Origin of the sequence: Rhizobium sp. TAL182 (assembly GCF_002117725.1) — a bacterium.
GTDB lineage: Bacteria > Pseudomonadota > Alphaproteobacteria > Rhizobiales > Rhizobiaceae > Rhizobium > Rhizobium esperanzae.
On the sequence record NZ_CP021027.1, the window covers coordinates 353900 to 378873 of the forward strand.

Below are 24974 nucleotides of genomic sequence, written 5' to 3' on the forward strand. Positions count from 1 at the left end.
ATTGCTCGATTTTAAATCGATCGCTGAATTCGCAGTCCATGGCATGTGTCGGTCTCGATCGCGTCACAGTTCAGCTCTCGCCACTGGCAAAGAAATCCGCCGTCAAATATCGTGAAAGGTCTGGCGCAGCACGGCTTCACCGGCTCGGTTGCGCGCGCCAACTTGAAGCAGGCGACACCTTCGTTCAAAACGGACCAGACGCCCGGACAGTTCAGCTTGACGCCACCAATGCGGCTTCGATTGCGCAGGCGGCGGAGACGCGCATCCAGGAAACCTGCGGCAGGCTCGATGTTCACGGTGGCGATCGAGCGCGGTTAAATGCCTAGAACATGGCCTAAACACTCTTGTCGTTGATCTCGACGAAATGGGACCGTGTTCGGACCCCAATTATTTGTCCTTGCCGTACACAGGTGATGCTGCCGTTGGCTCCACTACATGCCCAGGGCGACAGGTTGTTGCACTGCGACAGGTCACCGTTCAAACCGCTCCAGCATTGTTCTCAACTGCGCGTTTTGCAGCCTTAGCTTTCTGGCTAGCTGCCTCCTGAGCACCCTGATGTCTTCGTCGAGGCTCATCTGGTCCGCAGTGTGAACTGCCGGGGCAGCGTTTGCAATCGCGGCTGATGCCTTCTTACGCGGGGCGACCTCGAGAGTTCGCTCGAGCCTCGTAGCATCGTGCCCAGCGGCGATGTCGGTACTAAGCCCGCCGAATGGAGGTGGATCGGCCGCCTCAACGTTTTTGGCATCTTGGCCTTCGACCTGATCGTGGCCACCGATTCCGACTTCCTTAGAAACAACAAACTCGGTGGAAATTGCAGGAGAATGGCCGTGACGGGGAGGCCCCTCGCTTGCCGGTCGAACGGCGCTTATCAGGCTCTTCTCGGCAGGCGTTTCGGTCGGACCGGCAATGGCCAATGTGTCCGGCGTAACCTTCTGGTCCGAGCCGTTTTCTCGCTTTTGTTCGCGACCCGGTGAGATCAGTCGGGCAAGAAGTTTCCAGGGAGACGCCATCTATCCGACCTCGCGTTTTATCCCGCAAGCAGGCAGTGAGTTTGGGGTCCGGCAACAGCATTACCGTTGCCGAATTGTTTGTCTCGATAAGAATGTAGATCCGGTCGCTTATTGACCGGCTGCTTATATCAATCGAGCTTGAGCCGTTTGCGCAGATCTTCATTTTCAGCGCGAAGTTTTCCAGCAAGAAGCTTGCGCAGCCGCTGATTTTCCTCTTCCAACTGCAAAAGGTCTGCCATTTCATCGCTCGCCGTCATCGGGGCAGCCGGCGCTGCCTGCACAGCCTTTGGAGCACGGCGCACAGGTGCGCGTTTGGCGCTCGCCGTGGCTTCGATAGCCTTTGTCTTGCGCCCTCTCCTCTTCACACCACCGTCCCCGGCCAGCGCAGCTGCCGGCTCTGCCGTAGCGTCAGCTAACGCGGTCTCGAGTGCCGCGACTTTTTTGGCGCGCGGTTTGCGCTGTTTCTTCGGCGCATTAGGCGTTTCGACAACGGTCTGTCCATCGACCTTGGTTGTCGTATTAGTCTCGTCGGCCATGCTCATCTCCTGTGTATCTGATGCAGTTGTCGACGGCCCGAGAGGCGCTGTCAACAACTGCTCGGCCTGATCTTGTTCCGGCAAAGACATTTCGCTGTCGGGTTTGCCACTCTGAGAGCTACCTGACAGAAAAGGCAATGCCTCTTCCTCTAGATCGCGCGCGACTGACTTTAGATCCACATTGCCCCAGATCGAGTTCGATCTGGCATCAAGTTTTCGCCTGCCGTTCTTGTACTCGACGGCAAAACTGCGTTGCACTTTTTTCAATATAAGAGGCCTTGGAGAATCCACGGGGTGGCTGATGTTATGCTGGAACAGCACGAATAGCGCCTACCGGACTACCAGTCTATACCCACGGTCTAGCCTGAGGCCAATTTTTTAGCGCCGCATTATTTTTTGGAGTTACCGCGGCCTCTGCCGATTTATCGTCCCGGTCCCTAAAGTGGTGAAGGAGCCGCGCACCAACCCAGGCTTCTCCTTCGTCGGCTGGCGCTTCAAAGACCAGATGCTGCGCACTTACGCCGGGGAAAATGTTGAAGCGCTTGGCCCACGTTTCGCGGCACTCGCAGCGGCGGTGCTGACCAAGACCGAACGCAGTTTCCTTGCAGCTAGCGCCGCCATTAGGCTCATTGATGTGCCGAGACGAACATGCGGCTTGGCTTTGTCGGCTGAAACAAGAGTAGCGAAGGAGTGTTGCTTTTATGACAAGACACGAGGAGTTTGTCGGTCGAATGTCACAGGCGGATCTGCCTTGCACACGGCCGCCATAGAGAGAAGGATGGGGTCGCCGCTCGCTTCACTGCTGAGTCACGCCATCGTTTTCGTGAATGCATTCCATCCAAACAATCGATTTTACTGATCGAAACGGTTGCCATTAGAAGACGCTGAAGAAGCGTTTTGTAAAAGCCGTAATTCGGAGTTCTTAAAATGGGTCCTCGGGTGCCGTGGAGACTGTGCTGGGAAAACGAGATGAGGCAGTCGGTCTGCTGCCTGGTCTCGATCGTTATCTTGCGCTCGACGTGATCGGGTAGAATCTTGGTCGTTGCTTCTCGACGTTTCAGTGGGCTCTCACGGGACGCACTTTTGCCCCGGTCGATGCCGCCTCCTATTCGTCTTCACCGCGCGCTGGTCATCTTTCTACTGCTTCCCCTTCTAGCGTTTGTTGCAGATCGGTTCTCACGCCGTGGGCGCCGTTCGACGTGATTATCAATGGCGGCCCCACCGCGTGGGAGCTGAGTTCGGTACTGGCGCATATGCGAATGACGGAGGCCGGCGGCGGAATTCTGTGTGCTATGCCTCGGAGCCAACGCAGGCGCACTCGCCGCTGCAAGGATACGGTCTGCGACCTTTGCAGCGACCACCAAACGTCGTTGTGGCTGTCGGGCGGAAAGATGAAGGACTGGGTAATGTGGATACGTTACGCGGCGTTACTGCCGCAAATGCTTCGGTCTGGGGCTCTGTTAGCGCCGATTGTCGGCAATCTCACCGATCCGGTCACGATCTGATTTCGGCTTCGACCCGTGAGCTCTAGCTGCACTGTCAAGCGCCACCCTATGAAACTGCGAAAGCCGGTGGCCAGACCAGAGCGACCTACCTTTCGAAACGAACTGGAGAGCAACATGCTGTGTCTAGGGCTCAGTGGCGGTCTAAGCAGAGTCTACGAAAATTCGTTCGATCTACCGAACACCTTTATGCACGATGGGGCTGCGGTTCTCGTTCGCGACGGGCGAGTGATAGCGGCGGTCGAGGAGGAGCGCCTTAACCGGATCAAGCACTCCAACAAGTTACCAACGCGTTCGATTCAATATTGCCTCGCATCTGCAGGTGTTCACCTGAGCGACATCGACCGCATCGCGTATTATGCGACCGAGGCCTATTGCAACGCTGTGCTCGAGCGCGTGCGCCTCTCTCACCCAAGTACCCCAATACCGGACGCGAGACTGTTGTTGTGCGGATTACTCGGGCAAGAATTTGGTGCCGAAATTGATCCCTCACGTGTGTCGTTCGTGAGCCACCATATGTCGCACGCGGTGAGCTCGTTTTTCATGTCGGGCTTCGAGCGAAGTTTGGTCCTCTCAATTGACGGCGGTGGAGACTTTCTTTCGGGGCTTTTGGCGATTGGTTCCAGCACGGAGATTGAGCCACTCGTGACATTTCCGGAGAATGATTCTCTAGGGCTGCTATACTTGGAAACGATCCGCTACCTAGGTTATGGCGCGTTCGATGAATATAAGATCATGGGTCTGGCACCTTACGGCAATCCCGCTTCGTACCGCGAGATCTTCGAACAATTTTACGAACTCCTAGACGACGGTGGTTATCGGGTCCATCTCGACCGAGTTGGTCCTACGTTGCTCAGTAACATTCAAATACGCCAGAAAGGCATGCCGTTCACGCAGCAGCATAAAGATGTGAGTGCTTCACTGCAGGAAGCACTGGAACGGATCGTGTTCCACGTCCTACGGCATTACACCAAGGTTACGGGCATCGAACGACTGTGTTTGGCCGGAGGAGTGGCTCACAACTGCACTTTGAATGGCAAGCTGCTGTACTCGGGGATGTTTGACGACATCTTCGTGCAACCGGCTGCCCATGACGCTGGCTGCGCACTAGGCGCCGCATTGATGGCGTCTCATGATCTGGGGCATCCGGCACCTCGTGAGCGTTTGCAAAACGTCTATTGGGGACCCGACCTGGAGAGCGAAGGAAGCGTGGAGGAGGAACTTTTTGCTTGGGGCCAGCATCTCGAAATTGAACGGAGTGATGACGTGACAGGCAAAGCAGCCGAATGGATTGCGGATGGCGCCGTGATCGCCTGGGTGCAGGGGCGTTCGGAGTTCGGTCCACGGGCGCTAGGCAACCGGAGTATTCTTGCTGATCCGAGGCCGGCGTCAAACAAGGATCGAATTAATATGATGGTCAAGAAGCGGGAAGGCTACCGCCCATTTGCTCCCTCGGTATTGGAGGAGGACGCCGTGGAATTTTTTGATCTGCCAGGTACCTTGCGCAAATTTCCTTTTATGAATTTCGTAGTGTCTGTGCGCGAACCCAAGCGTAGTTCGCTAGGCGCCATCACGCACGTAGATGGTACGGCTCGTTTGCAGACAGTGTCACGCGAGACAAATCCCGCATATTGGGAGCTAATCAATGCTTTCGGGAAGCGAACCGGCGTTCCGATCTTGCTCAACACGTCGTTTAACAACAACGCCGAGCCGGTAGTGGATTCGGTTAGGGATGCCGTAACGACTTTTTTGACGACCGACCTGGATGCACTTGTGATCGGTCCATTTCTCGTCAAGAAGCGAATCTCAACGATGGAGGAGTGGAATAAACTAGCAGTTTCCTTGCCACCTTACGCAAGTCTCCATCAGGCGCGTGCATATTCCACCCTGGATCGGCAAGAGACTGTATGTGAGATCCGCACAGGCGCCTCCAGCCTGCAGGCCGTGCGTATTTCACCGGAGTTGTTTGAACAGCTAATTAGGATTGAGGGAGAAGCCCTGGTTGGCGACATTTTGGATGGAATCGCGCCTGTTTCAGGTAGTCGTGAGACTTTCCTAAATGAACTTCGGCAGATTTGGGAGCAGCGTTGCATATGCTTAAGCCCGGTACGTGGCCGCAAATCACAGGTATCCGTCCCCGCTGAGGCCTCGGTGACTAGTGGGCTTTCAGCATAGCTTGGGGTCGCGTCGTTACGCCAAACAAACTCGCGAATAGCAAAGCCCGCGACCGACAATGCGCCGTGCCCACCTAATCGCACGGCGACGCGTCAACAACCATGTCGAAAGAAGGGCCAAATGGCTCGGTATTTCAGTGATATCCTGTCCGAGCTCGTTCAGCAGGGGCACTTCGAAAAGTTAAGGAGACTGTGATGGATCCGGTGTGTGAGTTAAACGTACATCGACAGATCGTTTCGCTTCTCGATAAGCCTAACCCTGTAATCTTTGACATTGGGTGCAATGACGGAAGCGATGCTCAACGCTTTCTGCGCCTTCTTCCGAGCGCCCAGCTCTATTGCTTTGAGCCAGACCCCAGAGCCGCTGCACGCTTCAAGGAGAAAATGGGTTCTGATCGGGATCGGATGAGGCTATCCGAGGTTGCGATCAGCGACCGAAACGGGATGATCGAGTTTCATCCCAGCAATGGCAATGACAGCGCTAAGGAATGGGATCTCTCGGGCTCGATACGCCGTCCCAAGAACCATCTTTCTGAGTACGAGTGGGTTCGGTTTGACCCTCCGATTTCGGTTGAGACTAGGTCCTGTTGACAAAGTGGATTCCCAAATCAGCCTAGGCGTGATTCAAGACTGCTTTTTAGGAAGCAGCTATGGCACGAGGCGATTTGAGTGATGAGGAATGGCGGATTGTCGAACCGCTATTGCCGACCGAGCGTGGTCGCAAGTCTCGGCCATCCCACGACAACCGCCGCTTTTTTAACGGGATGCTCCATGTTCTGCGCGTCGGCTGTCCGTGGCGCGATATGCACGAGCGATATGGAAAGTGGAATTCGGTCTATGTTCGTTTCCGCCGCTGGGCCGAACAAGGTGTTTGGGACGCACTTCTGGAAACGCTTGTCGAACTTGGATTGACCGATGACTGGCAACATATGATTGACAGCACCACGGTTCGCGGCCATTCGCAGGCTGCGGGCGCTAAAGGGGGACTTATAAGGAGGGTTTTGGTCGATCACGCGGCGGCTTTACGACAAAAGTCCATGCCCGCGCAGACGGTCAGGGACGTCCTCTCGGCTTTGTCCTGACAGGTGGCGAGGCTTCTAATTATAGCTAGCGCCGTTCCAGCGCTTCTTACCATACCCGTTGGCAAACCTAAATCATTCCTTGCTGACAAGGGCTACGACGGCGACTCCGCCCGCGAAGAGTTGCTGATCCACGGCATTCGGCCCGTGATTCCGCCAAAAGCGAACCGGAAAGACCCGCCTTCCTGCGACTTCAAAGTTTATAAAGACCGCAACCGCATCGAACGAATGTTCAACCGGCTCAAACAGTTCCGACGGATTGCCACCCGTTACGACAAGACCCGAACTTCCTTCGAAGCGTTCCTTTTGCTGGCCGCCGCAAAAATCTGGCTGCCGCACTTCATGGAACGCCTTTAGCCCAGCAATGGCTCAAATCGCCTGTAAGCCCACCATCGCCTATCAACCGGAACCTTCGGTCCATCCGATGGTGGGGATGTGAAGACAGTCATTATTGTTTCATAACCGAAATCCGAGATGACCTCGGATGCGACTACCTCCATGCGTTCGCGGTCATCATCGCTGAAATCGGGATCGACCAAGAATTCGAGGACAATCTCGTTGCCACTCCAGCCACACGTAACGGCGGCGAGCGTCGATGATACGGCCCCGAGCAAGGCGCGTTGCACACTAAGTCGAAGTCGTATTTCCCGATCAGCTCCAGACATCAAATCCTCCGTTAGGAGCCATCTTATCGCATTATCACTGCTGACTTTGTCAACAGGACCTAGGAGTGGAGGGTGACGTTTTGCTTAAAAACACAAGCCTATAGCCGGTTCCCTTTTTGGGATTCAAGAACCGCGCCGAGTTTGCCGGAGGCTTCAACTCATGAGAGATTGGAGCCGATATGAGCAAGACAACGAACAAATTCTCGCCTGAAGTCCGTGAGCGTGCCATCCGCATGGTGCTGGATCACGAAGCCGAGCACCCCGCGCGGTGGGCTGCCGTTTCATCTATCGCGGCCAAGATCGGCTGCTCGCCGGCCACGCACGCTGCACGAATGGGTGAAGAAGACCGAGGTCGATAGCGGTAAGCGAGCAGGCCGGCCGAACGATGTCGCCGAGAATATGAATGCTCTTGAGCGGGAGAGCCGCGAGCTTCGTCAGGCCAACGAGATTCTGCGCAAAGCGTCGGCGTATTTTGCCCAGGCGAAACCTGCCACCGGAAAAGACGCTCGACAGCTTTGATTTTGATGCAGTCCCTATGGTCTCCAAGGCCCAGGTCATGGCCATTGCCGCTGCGACAGCTGGGTCGCGAAAGGTGCCAATATCCTCATGTTCGGTCCGCCGGGCGGCGGAAAGAGCCATCTCGCCGCGGCCCTCGACCTCGCGCTGATCGAGAACGGTTGGCGGGTGCTGTTCACTCGCACGACCGACCTCGTCCAGAAACTGCAGGTCGCACGGCGTGAACTCCAGATCGAATCCGCCGTCGCAAAGCTCGACAAGTTCGATCTGCTTATCCTCGACGACCTGGCCTACGTCACCAGGACCAGGCCGAAACCCGCGTGCTCTTCGAACTCATCTCCCAAGATATGAGCGGCGGTCCATCATCATCACCGCCAATCAGCCCTTTGGAGAATGGAACCTCGTCTTTCCGGACCCGGCCATGACGCTTGCCGCGGTAGACCGACTTGTTCATCACGCTACGATCATTCGAAATGAACGTCGAAAGCTAATGGCGACGTTCCGCGATGGAAGCTAAACGTGGTCGACCCAGCCGGCTTGCGGCCATTACCTCTATCTCATTGCAAACGATGACACTGAAACGTCAGGAATCCGGTCTTCTCCATACAAGGCAGCCGATCGAACAAAATGTCGTAGCCTGACGGGAGACGCAGGGGTGTCCCTCCCGCACGCGGCGCCCTTTGCTATCCCGGATGAAGGGGATGGCGGCAACGACATGCGCAAGCCCACTGAGGATAGAAGGACTGGGTGAAAAGGCGCCCCTGAAAACAGTGGGTTTGGCGACACTTGTTGGCTCGGGCAGGCAAGACGTCGTCTACATGCATCAAATGGATGACTCGCATTTAAACAATAGATTTCACCAATTTTCGCGGATGCTCCATAGACGGCCGTCTCCACTCCACCGGGTATGATCCGTTGAAAGGCTCTCAACCAATCCAACAACGCCTGTAGCCCCGAAGCACTGGCGGCGGGAATGGCATCAATCCTACCTGGTATCGCCTGGCCTTAGTCGAAGAAAGGAAACGTCTCATGAAGGTTATTGGTTACTACGTCATCGTTGCAGCGTTGCTCGCATTGACATTGCGGGCCGGGCCGTCACTTGCAGCAGATGATCGTAACCAAGATTGTGGCCCGGCGGCAAGTGACCCCCGCGCAAACCTGAATGGTGCTGACAAAGCCCATTCAGCGGAGCACACTCAAGACTTCAATTGCCAAGATACTCCTGCCGAAGAAGGTGAGTGCTACGAGTGCGTCTTACCCCCCGAAGTACATATTGAAGGCGCCGAAGTGATCGACGTCGCAGACCGAAACCTTTATCCGCGGAAAACACTGCTACTCGCCAGAATGATCAGGCACCACTGAATCGTGTCGGTTGAAGGTAGCAGTAAGACCATCAAAGCCACGGCGGCTGGAACATCGATACTTTCTCAATTTTAGGCGACCCTTTGCTTGCTGATCTCTCGTGGCGGCGCACACTGCGAGACCAAGCCTTTTCACCTTTTATCTCGCCACCTCGCTATGGATGAAGACATGCGGTTCAAGGGCCTTGATCTGAATCTCCTCGTCGCACTCGACGCCTTGATGACCGAGCGTAATCTCACGGCGGCAGCGCGCAGCATCAACTTGAGCCAACCGGCCATGAGCGCGGCCGTCGGCAGGTTACGCACCTATTTCAATGACGACCTTTTTACCATGGTCGGTCGCGAACTCGTTCCAACCCCGCGTGCGGAGCGGCTCGCGCCTTCGGTCCGCGAGGCTCTGCTTCACATCCAGGTTTCGATCATATCCTGGGATCCGTTTTGCCCTGCTCAATCGGATCGCTGCTTCAGAGTCATTCTTTCCGATTACGCCGCACTCGTTTTTTTTGAAAAGGTCGTGACGCGTGTCGCCCGAGAAGCGCCCGCCGTCAGCTTCGAGTTGCTGCCGATCGCCGATAACTACGATGATTACTTGCGGCGCGGTGACGCCGATTTTCTCATCTTTCCGGAATTGCTCATGTCGCGCGCACATCCTAAGGTGGCGTTATTCGAGGAGACCCTCGTGTGCGTGGGCTGCCGCTCGAACAAGCTACTCTCGGAGCAACTTACACTCGAGAGGTATATGTCGATGGGGCACGTTGTGGTGAAGTTTGGGAACGCTGCTTCCATCGAGGAATGGTGTTTGCTTGGGCACGGGCTTAAGAGACATGTCGAAGTAGTCGTGCAGGGCTTCAGCATGGTTCCGTTCATGCTTTCAGGGACCGAGCGCATAGCGACAATGCCCTTACGCCTGGTCAAGCAGCTCGAAAAGACAATACCCCTGCGGATCGCTGACCTTCCGCTACCTTTGCCCGCGTTCACACAGGCCCTCCAATGGCCCGCGCTTCACAATAGTGATCAGGCAAGCCTCTGGATGCGGGACGTGCTATGCCAGGAAGCATCCCGCATGCCTTCGCCCCATGAGGTAATGAGACGTCTCAGGATTTCCTAGCATTCTTTCGTGGTTTTGTCGTTCGGCGTGATTCATGGCGTCGGAATGAGGAGCCTCTTTGAAACGCCGCCGCTACAGTCTCACGGATGATCGATGATCCTGTCGCCGCTGGCCCAACAGCCGCGCTGACTGACGACCAAGTATGGAGGAACTGGACAGATGCTCTCCTACGCCCGCCGTTCAGCCGACCAATGAAACAACCTCCTCGACAGTTTGTCGACGACGCAAGTCGAAGGTTCACGCAGCTCCAATCGACATTAGCAAGGAGCGGCAAACCAACCCCTAATATGGGACGGGTTCACCACATCCGAGCCGTGGCGCCAGATTGCCCTCCGGTAATACCTCAACGTCTTTATTTTTGCGGCAGAACATTCTCACTGCCCTTTTCCACCTGATCGATCACGAGCAGCTTTACCGGCTCGGTGCCGTTGTTCGCCCCTTTATGCCATATGCCCCAGGACTCGACGATAAAATCCCCTGCCGTGAAAATGCTTTCTTTCCCAGATTCTGTATTGGTGACCGTGATCTCCCCCGAAAGCACATAGCCATAGCGCTGATAGCGATGCTGATGAATTGGTAACGTCGCACCGGGCGCAATCTCATAATCGAAGCGATGACCTCGACATCCTTCCGTGGAACGATGATGGGCTGACCGGCAATCGTACGATCGGTCCTTAAGATAAGCGTAGCCGCGACCGCTTTGTTTTCGAACGCGTTCGCGGGACACGCCAGAGCAAAGAGCGCCGTAGCGATTGAGATGACCTTCATTTGCTTTTCTCCTGATACACGCCGGATCTTCCTGAAGGGTGTTTGCTTCCGAGTTCGGCCAGTTGCAGAGCGAAAAACCTGCATCGTCTCGCCGGCGCCGACATGGGTTCGTTTGTTCCCGGACTATGATGATTATCTTCAGAGCTCTGCGGGTCTTTTCAAGACACTGCATCGCAATACCCCTCCTGGCGTGGTGGCGAGTGGCGTCAAGACATCAGGCGCCGACGCAACAGCGCTGCCGACAGGAAGAACGGCAAAAGCGCGTAGATGCAAAGCGCGCCTATATGCAGGCCCATGCTGCTCGCGGGGCGCCCAAGCATTGCCGGGCGTATGAGGTCGATCGCATGCGCTAGAGGCAAGAACTGCGCTACCTGCTGAAAAGTCTGGGGCAGTTGCGTGATTGGAAACACCGCGCCGCACAAGAACAGCATTGGTGTGAGGACGAGCGTCTGGTAAAAAATGAAATACTCGTAACTGGGCGCAAGCGCCGTGACTACCATCGCAAGGCTCGCGAATGCAAATCCAGTGAGCATGATAATTGGCAGCACATAGACGACTGATGGCCACGTCGCATAGCCTAGCACGGTGGCGACGATTATGATTCCCGTACCGGCAAGAAATGCCTTGCTCGCTGCCCATGCCAACTCACCCAGGATGATGTCCCCAAGTGTCATTTGTGTGTAGAGCATGGCTTCCCAGGTGCGTTGGGCGTGCATTCGCGTAAAGGCCGCGTAAATCGTCTCGAACGTCGCAGACGTCATCGCGCTTGTCGCCACCATGCCGCCCGCCAAGAATGCAACGTAGGTTGTGCCGTCAACGCGACCCACAATAATTCCGAGGCCAAGGCCGAGGCCAAACAGGTAGATCATAGGATCGGCCAGACTTCCAACAATTGACGCAAGTGCTACTTTCTTCCATGCCAGATAGTTGCGTCGCCATATCGCAATCCAGTTAAAAGCGTTGGCGGGCAGAGCCGCAGCACAACCTTCATCCATCGTTCACTTCTCCATCTCGCGCCCGGTCAACCGCAAAAATACATCCTCAAGATTCGGCGGACGCTGCAGAATGCGCAAGCCCGCGCGCTGCCGTAACCGCACACGCACCTGCTCCGGGTCGGACACATAGCAAAAAAGGGTCTCGCCGCTAATTTCGATGCGATCGGCATATGGCCCGACCAGCGATTCCAACTCATGCGGATCGCCGCCGTAGATCTCAATGACTTCGCACCCGATCAGTTCATCGATCAGGTCATGCGGACGCCCTTCGGCAATGCTGCGACCTCCTTCGAGTACGCAGAGTCGATCGCATAACCGTTCGGCTTCTTCCATGAAATGGGTGGTCAAGATGATCGTTTTGCCGCGCGTAAGCAGGGAACGCAGGCGCTCCCAGATCAGGTGGCGCGCGTGCGGGTCGAGACCGGTGGTCGGCTCGTCCATGACAAGTAGCTGCGGGTCATTGATCAACGCACGCGCTAGCGTCAGGCGCCGCTTCATGCCGCCTGAAAGTTCAGACACACGCGCATTCACCTTGCTCTCTAGGCGTGCAAACTCAAGGAGCGACGACATGACCGCCTCGACTTTGCGTGTATTCATGCCGAAGTAGCGGCTGTAGACCAGCAGATTCTCGCGCACAGTGAATTCAGGCTCAAGGTTGTCGAATTGCGGCACCACGCCGATACCCTTTCGCGCCAAGCGAGCCTGGGCAGGCACCGGCACGCCGAGCACGGTAATCTTCCCCGCATCAGGGGCTGTCATGCCAAGGATCATGCGTGCGATCGTGCTCTTGCCCGCGCCGTTCGGTCCAAGCAGCCCGAAGCATTCCCCCGGGGAAACGCGGAACGATAGCGCGCTGACCACGGCCTTGTCGCCATATGTCTTACTTACGTCGGAAAAATCTATTGCGGTCATGAACATGCGCTCATCTGACCGTCGGGCGCCGTTGACCGGCATTTCTTCGGTTGGTTGGGTTCTTCCTGGTCCATCGCACCGTATGTGTTCATTGCGTCTCCATTAAAGGGCTGCAGCAGAATCCGGGAAAACGCCTCGTCCGTGGTAATTGGCACTCGTGTTGCAGAGCAGCCGAATGTCCCTGAGCTTGTTACATTCGAAGAGTAGCTCGGCGCCTTCACGGAGAGAGTGCCTGGGATGGTCTGAAATCGTGCAGATTCATCGAGATGGACAACAGCCGGAATTCTGTCCTGGCATCTCATCCGGGTCTGATGGTTAAACAACATTTCGCAATCCGGAGTTCGAGGGCTGACTATATAAGGCGCACGGGTCCTCCAGGCAGATCGGCGCCACGAGGCGGAGCCACGGGCTGCGGTGGCCGCGCGGCACCTATCACGAGGATAGTTCTTGCAGGGAAATGCCCTGTCATTGGAACGAGACCGGAGCCCTCGACGGATTCGAGAGAACTTTCAGCATTGCACCCCAGCCGTCGATGATGATTTGATCAAGAACGCGTGGATCCGGACCGTGTTGCGCCAAAGCGGCGCCAATCGCGTCGAGATTGTCGACAGTTTCATATCGCGGGTTGCTGCCCCGCTTCTCCTGCTCGACGCAGAAGGCGAGCCACCCATTCTCGACAAGCGCGTCCGCTCCGTCATGGGTCAATTTGATACCACAGATGCGCATAGTGTCTCCATGTCTGAACGTCGAGGGTTGAGCCGTTAGGAGGCAGAAAACGGATTTCGGAAACAGGCGAGCAAGCAATCTTCGTTGACCGACTCACCCCGACACTCAAGCCGCTCTACCTCGAGCAAAGTTTCGTTCAGCATGCCGAGGATCGTCTCAGCACCAGCAACGTGGCCCCAGCGACGACAGTTGGCGTCGCGCGCCGATCCGAAAACCAGATATCCATCTGGCGCAAGCATCCGCACTAAATTCCGAACAGCCCCTCTCATCTCGGCTATTCCTCCGATGTAGTAGAGCACTTCCGCCACAACGATCAGATCAAACCTCTCGTCAGGTGAAAACTGTTGAACATCAGAGACTATCCAGCTGATGTGCGGAGAACCCCTTATGCGTCGACGCGATCTTTCTATAGCCTGAGGCACAACATCGATCACGGTGAGCCGTTTGCAGTGGGGGGCTAGCTGCACCGTAAATGCGCCGGCAGCGCATCCCACTTCGAGCGCACTTGAGATGGATCCCTGGGCAAGCGCCAAGCGGAGCATTTGCGTGTGACGCTCACGCTCGAATGGATTGGCGTCGAGTCCCCATGGATCGGGTGCAGCCAGTTCCCGATTCAGCAATTGATAATTGTCGCTCTGTGTCAACTCGTTCACCTCGGTAAATAGATCTTACTCGTCGCTGCACATGCAGTCAGACGTCGTTCGCCTGGCAGGATGGCGGGCGGGCTTGAGCCTTCGAGGCGCTGTCGCATGTCCAGAACATTCTGTAGTGCGTGCATCAGCCGTCGGATGTTGATTCGAGTTGCCAGCAGAGCTGCGCGACAGCCAGTCGCTATTGCTCAGCGTGCACAGCGCGTAGGCTTTCAAGGGCAGTAGCAGAAAAATATTGATGAATGTATGCAGAGAGAATCCGAGGAACCGTAGTTGGCGGGCCCGAAGCGCTACAACGCTGCAGCGGATCATCGTCATGGCCACAATCATCAGGGCTGCCAACCAAGGCGCGGTGCCCGTCAATGCAAGCTGTGCGAGTCCCGTCAGCACTGATAGTGCCAGAAGCAGCGGTCCGAGGTTCTGTCCGACGACGTCGAGCGTAAGGAAGCGATTGAGGTTGGGCAGCAGGCGCAGCCCAAGCAACGTGTCCCGGAACGTGCTCCGCGCCCAGCGTAGTTGTTGGCGCAGATACGGTCCTAGCTTGTTCGGAACGACTGTCGCTGCGATGGCGCTCGGCACGTACTCTGTTCGAAAGCCTGCCTTCAGCATGAGAATGGTGAGATGCCGATCCTCACCGAAATCGCTTGGCTTTCCCCGAAAATACTGTGACTCGTACTGGTCAAGCAGCGAAGCGAGCGCAGAGCGACGGTACATAACACATGGACCGCAGCAGCACATAACGGCACCGAAGCGAGCTTGTGCCGCACGCTCCTCGTTGCAAGCCAGCCAGTACTCCATGTCGATCAAACGGGTCAGCCAACTGTCGTTTCGGTTGCGAGCCGTCAACTGTCCCATGGCCGCGCCGACAGCCGCATCTTGCATTTTAGGCACGAGCTTCCTGATGACATCAGATGCGAGGATCGTGTCGGAGTCGACGTTTAACACCATATCTCCAGCAGAGCGGCGTATCGCAGCGATCTGTGCCTTCCGTTTGCCGACATTCTGGGGAAGCAGGAGAATATTGAATCTGGGGTCTCGCGCGAAGGCCTCGTGCACAAGTCGCAAAGCCTCGCGATTTTCGGAACCGTCATCAACTAGGTAAACCTGCAGCCTTCCCCCGTATTCCTGACCCGCAATAGAAGCCAGGCACTCCGAAAGCGTGCGGGGATCCTCGTTGAAGCTTGGCACGATGACATCTACGCTGGGCAGCTCGTCAAAGCCGCCCAAGCCGTGGGACGCCAATGAAACATCGGTCGGCAGAGAATAAACGGCCTGCATGCTTTTATATGCAGTCGAGAGAAGTGCATAAAGCGAGACGGCGACAGTGCTGGTTGTGTCAAGCATATCCATCGGATCTTCAGAACTCCCGAGGAAGCGAGCGAAATACAAAGCCGCGATCATGCAAAGCTGGAATTATGCTAGATAACGCCATGATAGTCTGGTGGCGCAGACTGTGGTCAGCTCCTTGCTGCATTTCACTGGAGGGACAACCGTCGTGCAAGAGCACGATTGACCCCGGCCGGACAGACTGCAGCACATCATTAACAATGGCGTCGGCCCCGGGAAGAGACCAGTCTCGCGGATCTACCGACCAGTGCACGGCAGTGAGTTCCGCATTCGCCGAAGCCTTGAGCACTTCTTCGGTCCAGATGCCGTAAGGAGCTCGGATGTGCCGCACCACCGCCTGAGGCGACGCCATTTTTATGGCTCTGTTTGTCTCGAGTATCTGACGTTGCACCTCGTCGGGTTCGCAGTCAGACAGGTCTGGATGCGTCATTGTGTGGTTGGCGACTTCATGCCCCTCTGCAATCATTCGCTGGATCAATTTCGATTGATCGGCCAGGAACTCGCCGATGACGAAGAATGTTGCCGGCACCCGGTGTTCAGCCAGAATATCGAGAATCTCCGGTGTACAAAATGGATGCGGACCGTCGTCGAACGTCAAATAAACGCTGTGACGACCAGTGCCGTCATCGCGCTCACCGTGCACTTCGCACGAGCAATCGAGGTGCGTCATTGCTCTCGTCCTTTCCGGTAAATTATCCTGGTGGCCATTCGGAGACCGGCCGCCCAAAGGTAGGATGATGGCGCCGCGCGTGGACGCAGGTCGAAACGCGCGTGTGGCAGCGTGTAGCGTACGCCGTTTCCCAAAATAGCGGTCACCAGACCGCCTCGTTTGAATCTGTCAATACGCGGCTCGTTGCGGACTGTACCGAGTGCGAATGTAAATTCCCTCGACATGGTCGGAGTTGCGATTCCTTTTCCGCAACGGTTCCCAACGCACGTAAATCGCATGCAAAGGCCTCATAATCTTTGCCGATTTGCCAAAACGATCGATCTTGCGATCAAAGTGACGATTGGTCGCGAACCCCGACCTATCGACGATTGCAAGATGATGCAATGGGCTGATCGAACGCTTATGCTAGCATTACATTCCAAAGCCACACATTTGACCCCTCTACACCACTGGCGCGCCATCGACGACTTGATTTCCGTCAAGATGCTCGTCTAATGGATCATGCCATTCAATTCGTAAAATCGATTGTTTGGATGATACCCATCCACGCCATAGATAAAATTCGAGCCACAGTTCCTGCTAACGGACCGAGCCTGTTGTCGTGGCTGACGCCGGATTTCCGTCGTCGCTCCCTTGACGAACTTATCATGGCTCGGCATTGGCGGCTTTCTAACCTACTCTGGGTAAAGCTCCGGAGCAGATTGAAACCTTCCGGAAGCCTGAAAGCGCCGGATAGAATTGATCGGCTATGGCTGTCAAACGACTCGAGGAACTAGTCCCACTTGCCGAATTGAAGAACGGACCCCATCGGTTTGCGTTTCGTTAGATCCGAGCACTGGCCCCAATCTTCCGCAGACGGTCGGAGCGTCGCTTTTGGCTAAGCCGATAACTGTCGCCCGGATGGTGACCACCGTCGAGAGGTGAAAGCAGGCGGTCCAATAATGCTGTGACGACCACGCGACTATGGATCGAGCTGTTGTCGTAGCGCGGAACACATTTGGAAAACAAACGGGCGCGATGGGCCTCCAAGTGGAGGTAACCGAGCTCGTCTGAATCAACAACCTGGGCCGCGGCACGATCATCGACTGCTTGTCCAGCGAGCCGCAGTTGTGAGACTCGCCAGCATCGCCGCCACGGTGGCAGCCGTGACGCAATGGTGGCCACACTTATCCATCAAGCGGATGGAGATTATCCAAACAATCGATTTTACGGATTCCCCAGGATGCTCCAGAAGACGCATGAAATAGAGATCAGGTAGCGGGAAAGGACGGGAATTGGCTAGATCGGCGCCACCCTCGATGAATCGGCGAAGCGCGCCAACATGAGCCGTACCGCAACGTAAGCTCCGGCCTCTCGCTCCGAGCCAAGTGCGATGCCGATGGGTTGGATCGGGTGCGAGATAAACGACTGAACGATGACGGAGGGCTATGCGGCGGCTTCAATGCCCGGACTGAAAAGGCGTATGGCGCCGCAACTTCCAGTCTGGCGTAAAATGGTAAATCTGTGCGACGAAGGGTCATGCATAAAATTGGCGGGAATCACGAGCGTTGATGCAGGTCCGGGAATTGATATGCAAAATTTCAGCAGGATTTAAGCCGATGCGCTTTTCCAGAACAAGGCAACGAACATGCTCGCTGGCGACCTGAAGAGGGATCGGTATGTTGTTTCTCGACGGCGGACTGGTTTCGGTGATTGTCTCTGGTCGCTGGCGGCAGCTTGGCGCTATGCACAGCGAACGGGGCGGACGCTGGCCATCGATTGGCGTGGCTCCTGCTATCTCAATCAACCCTTCACGAACGCTTTTACGGTGTTCTTCGAGCCGATTCAAGATATTGCTGGCGTACGGGTTATTTGCGATGACCAGATCAACCAGTTCTCATTTCCGGGACCGTTCTTCCCATCATGGTGGAACAAGCCCTCAATCGAGAGCGTTTACCGCCCCGATGAGCAAATTTTCCGGGAACGTGACGAACTGACCGAGCTTCTTCAAGCCCAGGACGATACTGATGCCAACACGGTAGTCTGTGATGCCTGTTTAATGTGGCGGTGCGACCAAGCTGCCGAACGCCAGATATTTCAGAGCCTCAACCTTAGACCTGAAATTCAGGCTCGTATTCACGCCATCTATCAGGAGCACTTCAAGGGGCGCAGTATCATCGGTGTGCACGTACGGCATGGCAATGGCGAAGATATAATGGACCATACGCCCTACTGGGCCGATCCGGAGTTGGCCTTACGCCAGGTGTGCACTGCCATCGAGAAGGCCAAAGCGCTACCGCATCGACGCCCTGTGATGGTTTTCTTGTGTACGGACAGCGCGCAGGTACGGGACCATTTACTCGGTGTGTTCCCCGATCTAATCACTATCCCGAAATGCTTCCAGGCGGCCCAGGCCGGGCCATTACACAGTGCATCGCTGGGAGTGGACGGTGGTATCTCTGCTCTTACAGAGATGTACCTTCTCGCCCGATGCGATACGGTAATTCGCTTTCCGCCGACCAGCGCCTTTACGCGCTATGCCCGTCTCTTCGTGCCACGTGTTATTGAGTTCGACTTGAAAAATCCGACTCGCTTGATCTTGACTGATGAATCGTCCGAGCATGAGCCGGCTTGATGAACCGGCACTCCGCTGAACAAATTCTCGGCGCCCTCGCAGGATTGAGGAGAGGTGTTCACTGGATCGCGATGTGGGCGCAGCACCCGACGAGACAAGGCCGGGGCGCATCTTCTCCTAGCGTCTCGCGCGTCCAAAGGCTTGCCGGATCATTGTTGTGAAGGGTAGCTATTGGGCGCCTTCGGTGAATGGAAACGGCACCGTGCGCTCGACCCGCACCATTGGCATAGCAAGCTCGCACGTCGGCGATTCCGATGGGATGAGGACGTTCGCGCGCCACAGCCTCGTCGGCGCCTTAGCCGACGCCCTGCCTGATGCGAGGGCGTTCGTCGGGCTTGGTCGACAGATCGCCATCAAGCTGATTTCGTGCTCTATGCGGTCGTGGGCGTGGCCGGTGCCGTTCTTTATTCCCGCATCCCGACACGTCTGGCAAACCGCGCGACCACAGAAGCCGCCGCCGCGCTAGGTCCTTAGCGCCCATCGTCCTTGCAACTCGCAACTCACTCAGCCTCGACGCATTCGCAGGCGTGATAACGCCGGCTGCGAAAGACAGAAGATGCACTGTTGTAGTCTCCGGCTCCCGCCGCTGCTTGCATGACGGCTTGCGCCAGTCGTTGACAAAACTCAATTGGCCAGCCAGCATTTCCGTTGCCCGGCCATTTGTAATGATTAAGTCTGAGGTGGTGCCATGCCTCGCATGATCAGGTTCATACTCACGCGTTTGGCGACGGGGTTCGCAATTGGATCCGCCGTGGGCTTCTTCGTTTGGCAAAATGGATTTGCCGCGGCAGGCACGCTTGAGAATTATCTCGCGAAGGGCCTGTTCATCTACCTCTTCGCAAGCACCATCAGCATGGGTTATCTCGCGACGGCCCCTCGAAGAATAGCGCCGGACGCTCTCCGTCGCATGTTGGTGCTCGTTGCGCCCGTTCGTCTGCACTTCCCTATTAAGCCCGCCAGTCCGACGGTATCCGCATGTGTCGTCAGCGCCACCGTTGATGCGGACAAGGCCTGAAGCAAGCGATGAAGACAGTCGAGATCACAAAAACAATCCGTCCTGGTGCTTTTTTGCGCCTGGCCATAACGGAGCAAGCGATCGCCATATTGACGGTTGTCGAATTCCGGCGCGGTTATCGCCCTGCCCCGAGGTCAGCACGCCTTCCGCAGCAGATCGACGCTGTCAACCACGACGACCCTGCCTCTGACTTCGACCCCTGCAGGACCGAGGGCAGCGAAAGCCCGCGAAAGGGCTTCGGGCGCAACCCCGAGTTTGCCGGCCAGAATTCTTTTCCGGTAAGGCAGGCGAAAGGTGGCCTGCGATGCTGAGGCCGGGCAGCGGCTGACGAGGTAATTCGCAACACGCTGTGCAGCCGTGTGCAGCCGGTCTCCCGCTATGCAATCCATGGCACCGAGCAGATGCCGGGCCATGATGCGCATGACGTTGCGACGCATGACGGGGTCCCGGTCGGCAAGCGCCCGCAACTCCACAAGGTCGAACAACGCGACCTCTGCGCCGTCGGCGGACCATGCGCTGTGGGTGTAGGAGCCGCCTGCCGACAGGAGATATTCACCGAACGTCTCACCCGGTTCGCAGATGCAGATATCTGCCTGGCGCCCCGCGGATTCCGACTTCGAAAGTCGCACGAAGCCGCGCATCACGCAATAGACGAACGACGCCTGCTGGCCCTCGGCGATGATCCGCTCGTCCGGTGCGAAGATCTGGAACTGAGCCGTGTCGGCCAGTTCTTCTATCCTTGCTTTGTCCAGGCCGTGAAACAGGTCAGATCGCAAAAGTATGGGATGTCTCGATAGCATCGATCTTCCTTTCGTTTCGGCCGTGAGCGGTTCAAGGTCTTTTGCAATCGGTTTCGTCCTCGACGAGGATTCGCCAAGCTGCTCCTTCAAGGTCCTCGTACTGGCGGCTCGTCAGCGACCAGAGGAACGCCAGGAGACCCATTCCCCCCATCAGCAGTGCGATCGGCATCAGATAGATCAGCATGTTCATGCGGTTTCAACTTCCGCACGTCCGCCGGCAAGCGGCTCGCTCCGTAGGCCGAAGGCATTTAATCGCAGCGCATTCGTCACGACGATGATCGACGAAGTCGACATGGCCACCGCCGCTATCAGCGGCGTTGCCAGGCCGGCGATTGCGATCGGTACCGCAAGCACGTTGTAACCGATGGCGAGAGCAAAGTTCTGGCGAATGAGGCTGGCGGATCTTCGTGCAACGGCGATTGCCTCAGGAACGGCATCGAGACGATCGTTGAAGAAGATAAGGTCGGCGGCTTGCCTGCCGACGTCGGATGCGGTTGCAGGCGCCATCGAGACCTGCGCGGCGGCCAGCGCCGGTGCGTCGTTGATCCCGTCGCCGACCATGAGCACGCGATAGCCCTCGGCGCCCAGCCTCTGGAGTTCCTCGACCTTCTGTTTCGGCCCCAGGTCGCCCAGAGCTTTGCCGATACCGAGAGCCCGCGCTGTGTTGTCGACGACGGCCTGCCTGTCGCCGGATACTATCAACGTTTCGATACCGGCTGCAGCGAGCTGGCGGAAAGTCTCCGCGGCGCCCGGACGAAGCGTGTCGTCAAACAGGAAACGGGCGAGATCGACGCCGTTTTTCGACAGGACCACCTCCGAAAACGGAGTATCGCCCGCGGGCGTGAGCCCGGTTCCGCAGGCAAAGGCCCGGTTGCCGAGCCGATAGAAGTCCGCTCCTTGCCAGGCTTCCAGCCCCCCGCCGGCGATTTCCGTGACCCTGTCGAAGGCGAAGGGGTAAGAGATGTCTATGTCCCGCACCAGACCCTGGGAAAGCGGATGCCGTGAATGCGCCGCCATTGCGCAAACGATGGCTCTATTGCCCGCGATCGAGTCGATTCGGACGAGGCGGGGCCGGCCCATCGTCAGGGTGCCGGTCTTGTCGAAGGCCACGATGTCCGCGTCGGCCAGTCTTTCGAGCGCCGAACCGTCCTTCACCACGATGCCCCTGCGGAAAAGTTCGCCGGCGGCGACCACCTGGACCACCGGTACAGCAAGGCCCAATGCGCAGGGGCATGTGATGATCAGCACCGCGACCGCGACCAGCATGGCCTGTTTCCAATCGCCCCCAAGCAAGCCCCAGGCGAGAAAGGAGGCCAGCGCCAACAGGTGCACGGCGGGAGAATAAAGTGCTGCGGCGCGATCGGCGACCCGGCGATAACGAGCCCTGCCGCCCTCGGCCGCTTCCATCAGGCCGATGATCTCGGAAAGAAGCGAATCCCTTGCCACTTTGGTCGCCCGCAGGACGAGCGAACCGGTCAGGTTCATCGCACCCGAATTCAGCGCGCTGCCTGCGGCGACGGCGACCGTGCTGCTTTCACCGGTGACGATGGAGAGGTCAACATCGCTCTCGCCGCTGACGATCATGCCATCGACGGGAATGCGTTGGCCGGCGGCAATCGCGATGTTATCCCCGACGGCGATCTCTTCGACCGGGATGTAGTGCCGCGACCCGTCCGGCATCATCAGCTGCGCCCCGCGCGGCGCCAGTCTGGCAAGCCCGTTGATCGCGGCGCGGGCTTTTTCCCGCATCACATGATCGAGGGTTCTGCCGATCAGCAGGAAGAACAGCAGAGACACCGACGCGTCGAACCAGGCATGTTCGCCATGGTGCATGGTTTCCCATAGGGAGACCGCATAGGACAGCGTCACTGCAAGCGAGATCGGAACATCCATGTTGGTGCGCCTACGCTTGAGCCCGCTCCAGGCCGATTTGAAGAAGAAGCGTCCACCATAAACCAGCGCCGGCGCCGCGATCATCGCCGAGATCCAGTGAAACATGTCGCGCGTGGCCGCATCGGCGCCCGACCATACCGACACCGAGAGCATCATGATGTTGGCGGCCGCAAAGCCGGAAACTCCAATCGCCAGCAGTAGCTGGTTCCGGATCCTGTCGGTTTCGGGTGCTGTCGACGTGATGAGATGGGCGCGGTATCCGGCCAAGGTGATCGCGGCGAGGATTTCGGAGGGATCGGTCGCCTTCGCCTCGATCTCTTCCTGATAGACGCAGGTGACACGCCTGGCGGTGAGATTGACCCGGGCTTTCCTGACGAACGCAAGCGCCGACAGCGCTTTTTCGAGGGTCAATATGCAGTCGCCACAGTGGACGTCGGGCACGCTGAGGTCGACCTGGCGTAACCCAGCCCCGAGCGGGTGGCTTGCAAGGCATACCTCCTCGGCGCTGGCGGATGTCGCGCTGAGGCCGAGAACGCTTTCCGCATCCATCGAGCAGCAGGTCATTGGCGGAACTCCGCGGTGTCGAAGCGTTTGGCCTCATGCATGACGACCGCCCCGTTCATTCTCGATATGGCCTCGACGATCCAGTCGCCGGCGACAACCTGGTGATCGGCTTCGAACCGCCCTTCGCCCGTCTTCCGGAGCGTCACGCGGAAATCCTCATGATCGCCGACGGGCCGTTTGAAGTTCAGCGTGACATCATCGATGATCGCAGGCGTGCCGGCCTGGTCGTGGATGTCGTAACGGATTTGGCTGCCCTTAACGACGAGCGCGCCCTCGACGCCGGAGGCGGCCATTGCCTTCATCGCTGCCGCCCTGGTGTTGAATTCCTGGCTGGCCACATAGGTGTTTTCCACGACGATGCCACTCCAGCTGGACGCAGCATAGAAGGCCATGGTGGCGTTTACGGCGATCACTACGGCGAAGAATGCCGAGGTGGCAAGCAGCACGTGCAAGCCGGTAAAGCCCTGAGTAGAAGTCTTCATTTCACGTCTCCCGGCGCGTTGAACGCCGCGCGATAGCTCGCCCGGTCGGCTTGACCTGCGTCTTGACCTATATCTTCGATGACGAAGAGGAATTCGTTGATCTCTGCCCCGTCTGGGGCGCGCGTGACGAAGACCTTGAGCGTCGTGGCCGCGTCGGGTTCGACGTGAGCGGTGAAGCTGCGGGCATCCTGCCCGCCGAACTCGGGAATGCGCATTGTGCCCCCCTCCAGCCCGACGAGGGTGATGGTCACGTCCCGCGGCTTCGGCACCATGTTGAGGACATGCAGCGTGTAGCCGTTTCGGATGGAGCCGTCGCTTTCCAGAACATATTGAGGGTTCCGGTCGTGGATAACGTTGAGCCTGAGCCGATCGCGTAAGGCGAGATGGACGACCATGGCGACGCCGATCGATGCCCAGACGACACCGTAGAAGACAATTCTTCGGCGGAAGATGATGCGCCAGTCGAAATTCCGGACAGCTGGCATGAAGCTTCCGTCGTCGTTTCGGACATTGGAGGGCTGGATGGCTGTCCGTCCTCCGTCAGTAGCAAGCGACATGTTGCTCGAATATTCCTTGAGCGTCGCATAGGCGATCAGGCCGTGTGGCTTCCCGAGCTTGTCCATGACGCCGCCACAGGCGTCGATGCAGAGGGCGCATGTGATGCATTCCATCTGCTGGCCGTCGCGGATGTCGATCCCCATCGGGCAGACGGCGACGCAGGCATTGCAGTCCACGCAATCGCCCACCGGCAGACCCTGAGCCTTCTTGCCATGGCGCGACCGCTGCTCGCCCCGCCAGTCGTTGTAGGTGACAACAAGCGAATTCTCATCCAGCATCGCGCCCTGAATGCGCGGCCACGGACACATATAGGTGCATGTCTGTTCGCGCATGAGGCCGCCAAGCACATAGGTCGTCGCGGTCAGGGTGGCGATCGTGGCATACGCAGCGGCAGGAGCGCTGCCGTCAAACAGTGAAGCCGCCAGGCTCGGCGCGTCGGCAAAATAGAAGATCCATGCTCCGCCCGTGGCGATGGCGATCAGCAGCCAGATCGCGTGCTTGATCACCCGCTTCCTGAGCTTGTCGAAAGTGAAGGGGTCGGCATCGAGCTTCATCCGAGCGTTTCGGTCGCCTTCGACAGCGCGTTCGACGACGAGAAAGAGATCGACCCAGACGGTCTGCGGACAGGCATAGCCACACCAGGCGCGGCCGACAGCGGCGGTGAGGAGAAAGAGGCCGAAGCCCGCCATGACGAGCAGGCCCGCCACATAGTAGAATTCCTGCGGCCAGATCTCGATGAAGAAAAAGAAGAAGCGCCGCGAGGCGAGGTCGACGAGGATTGCCTGATTGGGCGCATAGGGACCGCGGTCCCAGCGAATCCACGGCGCGAGGTAATAGGTGCCAAGCGTGAGCAGCATCAAGACCCATTTGAACCGGCGAAAGGGCCCTTCGGCTCGTTTCGGAAAGATCTTCTTGCGCGGCGCATAGAGAGGCTGGCGGTTGCGCCGGGCGTTGACGGGTTCGACGCGAACGTGGTCAATGTCATTTAGATTAGGGCGGGTATAGAGATTCATAGGACCTGTCCGATTT

General features: G+C 57.4%; 21 protein-coding genes and 5 pseudogenes. 11 read left to right on the forward strand and 15 right to left on the reverse strand.

What is annotated here, in order from left to right; genetic code table 11:
• Positions 1–470: 470 nt before the first annotated feature.
• Both Tal182_RS26160 and Tal182_RS26165 read right to left on the reverse strand, forming a co-directional pair.
• Positions 471–1010 carry a hypothetical protein gene (locus Tal182_RS26160; RefSeq protein ID WP_004679185.1) on the reverse strand — a complete coding sequence of 180 codons (540 nt, stop codon included), beginning with the start codon at positions 1008–1010 and terminating at the stop codon, positions 471–473.
• Between the two features lie 128 nt (positions 1011–1138).
• Positions 1139–1813, reverse strand: a complete 675-nt coding sequence (locus tag Tal182_RS26165) for a transcriptional regulator (RefSeq protein WP_029875595.1) — start codon at positions 1811–1813, stop codon at positions 1139–1141.
• A 175-nt stretch (positions 1814–1988) separates the two neighbouring features.
• On the opposite strand from Tal182_RS26165, the gene Tal182_RS26170 reads away from it, so the two are divergent.
• The 9 genes and pseudogenes from Tal182_RS26170 to nodD1 all read left to right on the forward strand — a co-directional run bounded on the left by Tal182_RS26170 (position 1989) and on the right by nodD1 (position 9951).
• Entirely contained in the window at positions 1989–2405 is a 417-nt protein-coding gene (locus Tal182_RS26170) for a hypothetical protein (protein WP_011053452.1), read from the forward strand.
• A 760-nt stretch (positions 2406–3165) separates the two neighbouring features.
• Entirely contained in the window at positions 3166–5223 is a 2058-nt protein-coding gene (locus tag Tal182_RS26180) for a carbamoyltransferase (RefSeq protein ID WP_011053454.1), read from the forward strand.
• A 194-nt stretch (positions 5224–5417) separates the two neighbouring features.
• Positions 5418–5813, forward strand: coding sequence for an FkbM family methyltransferase (locus tag Tal182_RS26185; RefSeq protein ID WP_011053455.1), 396 nt, complete (start codon positions 5418–5420; stop codon positions 5811–5813).
• Positions 5814–5872: 59 nt separating this feature from the next.
• On the forward strand, positions 5873–6304 hold the full coding sequence (locus Tal182_RS33000; protein WP_011053456.1) for an IS5 family transposase: 432 nt from the start codon (positions 5873–5875) through the stop codon (positions 6302–6304).
• Positions 6305–6307: 3 nt separating this feature from the next.
• Complete coding sequence (locus Tal182_RS33005) at positions 6308–6658, forward strand: IS5/IS1182 family transposase (RefSeq protein ID WP_011053457.1); 351 nt, start codon at positions 6308–6310, stop codon at positions 6656–6658.
• 487 nt (positions 6659–7145) lie between these two features.
• Positions 7146–7440: pseudogene (locus Tal182_RS26200) on the forward strand (transposase); the annotation flags it as partial.
• Between the two features lie 13 nt (positions 7441–7453).
• Positions 7454–8123: pseudogene (istB, locus tag Tal182_RS26205) on the forward strand (IS21-like element helper ATPase IstB); the annotation flags it as partial.
• Between the two features lie 388 nt (positions 8124–8511).
• The gene (nolE, locus tag Tal182_RS26210; RefSeq protein WP_010022281.1) at positions 8512–8844 is read left to right on the forward strand and encodes a nodulation protein NolE; all 333 of its coding nucleotides are present in this window, start codon (positions 8512–8514) and stop codon (positions 8842–8844) included.
• 168 nt (positions 8845–9012) lie between these two features.
• Positions 9013–9951: a transcriptional regulator NodD1 gene (gene nodD1, locus Tal182_RS26215; protein ID WP_029532439.1), complete on the forward strand. Its 939-nt coding sequence runs from the start codon at positions 9013–9015 to the stop codon at positions 9949–9951.
• Between the two features lie 352 nt (positions 9952–10303).
• Here nodD1 and Tal182_RS26220 read toward each other — a convergent pair whose 3' ends face one another.
• The 8 genes and pseudogenes from Tal182_RS26220 to nodB form a co-directional block, all read right to left on the reverse strand.
• Positions 10304–10891, reverse strand: coding sequence for a cupin domain-containing protein (locus tag Tal182_RS26220; RefSeq protein ID WP_245344888.1), 588 nt, complete (start codon positions 10889–10891; stop codon positions 10304–10306).
• A gap of 34 nt (positions 10892–10925) precedes the next feature.
• Entirely contained in the window at positions 10926–11714 is a 789-nt protein-coding gene (locus tag Tal182_RS26225) for an ABC transporter permease (RefSeq protein ID WP_011053461.1), read from the reverse strand.
• A gap of 3 nt (positions 11715–11717) precedes the next feature.
• On the reverse strand, positions 11718–12668 hold the full coding sequence (nodI, locus tag Tal182_RS26230; protein WP_016737487.1) for a nodulation factor ABC transporter ATP-binding protein NodI: 951 nt from the start codon (positions 12666–12668) through the stop codon (positions 11718–11720).
• A 63-nt stretch (positions 12669–12731) separates the two neighbouring features.
• Positions 12732–13019 (reverse strand): annotated as a pseudogene (locus tag Tal182_RS33010) (carbamoyltransferase C-terminal domain-containing protein); the annotation flags it as partial.
• Between the two features lie 129 nt (positions 13020–13148).
• Positions 13149–13352, reverse strand: a pseudogene (locus Tal182_RS26235) (carbamoyltransferase N-terminal domain-containing protein); the annotation flags it as partial.
• Between the two features lie 35 nt (positions 13353–13387).
• Entirely contained in the window at positions 13388–14005 is a 618-nt protein-coding gene (nodS, locus tag Tal182_RS26240) for a nodulation methyltransferase NodS (RefSeq protein ID WP_011053463.1), read from the reverse strand.
• 15 nt (positions 14006–14020) lie between these two features.
• The gene (nodC, locus tag Tal182_RS26245) at positions 14021–15352 is read right to left on the reverse strand and encodes a chitooligosaccharide synthase NodC (RefSeq protein ID WP_011053464.1); all 1332 of its coding nucleotides are present in this window, start codon (positions 15350–15352) and stop codon (positions 14021–14023) included.
• A gap of 7 nt (positions 15353–15359) precedes the next feature.
• Positions 15360–16019, reverse strand: coding sequence for a chitooligosaccharide deacetylase NodB (gene nodB / locus Tal182_RS26250; protein WP_011053465.1), 660 nt, complete (start codon positions 16017–16019; stop codon positions 15360–15362).
• A 1627-nt stretch (positions 16020–17646) separates the two neighbouring features.
• Between nodB and Tal182_RS26265 the strand changes: the two genes are divergently transcribed.
• Entirely contained in the window at positions 17647–18633 is a 987-nt protein-coding gene (locus Tal182_RS26265; protein WP_010025697.1) for a nodulation protein NodZ, read from the forward strand.
• Between the two features lie 688 nt (positions 18634–19321).
• Positions 19322–19507: pseudogene (locus Tal182_RS26280) on the forward strand (hypothetical protein); the annotation flags it as partial.
• Positions 19508–19782: 275 nt separating this feature from the next.
• Here Tal182_RS26280 and Tal182_RS26285 read toward each other — a convergent pair.
• Genes Tal182_RS26285 through ccoG form a run of 5 tightly spaced genes read right to left on the reverse strand, consistent with a single transcriptional unit; the run spans position 19783 to position 24958 of the window.
• A complete protein-coding gene (locus Tal182_RS26285; RefSeq protein WP_085861406.1) occupies positions 19783–20448 on the reverse strand; it encodes a Crp/Fnr family transcriptional regulator in 666 nt (221 codons plus the stop codon).
• A gap of 31 nt (positions 20449–20479) precedes the next feature.
• Positions 20480–20638 carry a cbb3-type cytochrome oxidase assembly protein CcoS gene (ccoS, locus tag Tal182_RS26290; RefSeq protein ID WP_011053470.1) on the reverse strand — a complete coding sequence of 53 codons (159 nt, stop codon included), beginning with the start codon at positions 20636–20638 and terminating at the stop codon, positions 20480–20482.
• A complete protein-coding gene (locus Tal182_RS26295) occupies positions 20635–22905 on the reverse strand; it encodes a cation-translocating P-type ATPase (RefSeq protein WP_011053471.1) in 2271 nt (756 codons plus the stop codon). The genes ccoS and Tal182_RS26295 overlap by 4 nt, the downstream gene beginning before the upstream one ends.
• Positions 22902–23387: a FixH family protein gene (locus tag Tal182_RS26300; protein ID WP_011053472.1), complete on the reverse strand. Its 486-nt coding sequence runs from the start codon at positions 23385–23387 to the stop codon at positions 22902–22904. Before Tal182_RS26300 ends, Tal182_RS26295 begins: the two co-directional genes overlap by 4 nt.
• Positions 23384–24958, reverse strand: coding sequence for a cytochrome c oxidase accessory protein CcoG (ccoG, locus tag Tal182_RS26305; protein ID WP_011053473.1), 1575 nt, complete (start codon positions 24956–24958; stop codon positions 23384–23386). The genes Tal182_RS26300 and ccoG overlap by 4 nt, the downstream gene beginning before the upstream one ends.
• Positions 24959–24974 lie beyond the last annotated feature (16 nt).

Bases quoted from the DNA above. Each gene is read 5' to 3' on its own strand.
- Tal182_RS26160 (WP_004679185.1), bottom strand. From the start codon at position 1,010: ATGGCGTCTCCCTGGAAACTTCTTGCCCGACTGATCTCACCGGGTCGC.
- Tal182_RS26220 (WP_245344888.1), bottom strand. From the start codon at position 10,891: ATGCAGTGTCTTGAAAAGACCCGCAGAGCTCTGAAGATAATCATCATA.
- ccoG (WP_011053473.1), bottom strand. From the start codon at position 24,958: ATGAATCTCTATACCCGCCCTAATCTAAATGACATTGACCACGTTCGC.
- nodD1 (WP_029532439.1), top strand. From the start codon at position 9,013: ATGCGGTTCAAGGGCCTTGATCTGAATCTCCTCGTCGCACTCGACGCC.
- ccoS (WP_011053470.1), bottom strand. From the start codon at position 20,638: ATGAACATGCTGATCTATCTGATGCCGATCGCACTGCTGATGGGGGGA.
- Tal182_RS26185 (WP_011053455.1), top strand. From the start codon at position 5,418: ATGGATCCGGTGTGTGAGTTAAACGTACATCGACAGATCGTTTCGCTT.
- nolE (WP_010022281.1), top strand. From the start codon at position 8,512: ATGAAGGTTATTGGTTACTACGTCATCGTTGCAGCGTTGCTCGCATTG.
- nodC (WP_011053464.1), bottom strand. From the start codon at position 15,352: ATGGATATGCTTGACACAACCAGCACTGTCGCCGTCTCGCTTTATGCA.
- Tal182_RS26265 (WP_010025697.1), top strand. From the start codon at position 17,647: ATGCTCGCTGGCGACCTGAAGAGGGATCGGTATGTTGTTTCTCGACGG.
- Tal182_RS26285 (WP_085861406.1), bottom strand. From the start codon at position 20,448: ATGCTATCGAGACATCCCATACTTTTGCGATCTGACCTGTTTCACGGC.
- Tal182_RS26225 (WP_011053461.1), bottom strand. From the start codon at position 11,714: ATGGATGAAGGTTGTGCTGCGGCTCTGCCCGCCAACGCTTTTAACTGG.
- nodI (WP_016737487.1), bottom strand. From the start codon at position 12,668: ATGCCGGTCAACGGCGCCCGACGGTCAGATGAGCGCATGTTCATGACC.
- Tal182_RS26295 (WP_011053471.1), bottom strand. From the start codon at position 22,905: ATGACCTGCTGCTCGATGGATGCGGAAAGCGTTCTCGGCCTCAGCGCG.
- Tal182_RS26300 (WP_011053472.1), bottom strand. From the start codon at position 23,387: ATGAAGACTTCTACTCAGGGCTTTACCGGCTTGCACGTGCTGCTTGCC.
- Tal182_RS26180 (WP_011053454.1), top strand. From the start codon at position 3,166: ATGCTGTGTCTAGGGCTCAGTGGCGGTCTAAGCAGAGTCTACGAAAAT.
- nodB (WP_011053465.1), bottom strand. From the start codon at position 16,019: ATGACGCACCTCGATTGCTCGTGCGAAGTGCACGGTGAGCGCGATGAC.
- Tal182_RS33000 (WP_011053456.1), top strand. From the start codon at position 5,873: ATGGCACGAGGCGATTTGAGTGATGAGGAATGGCGGATTGTCGAACCG.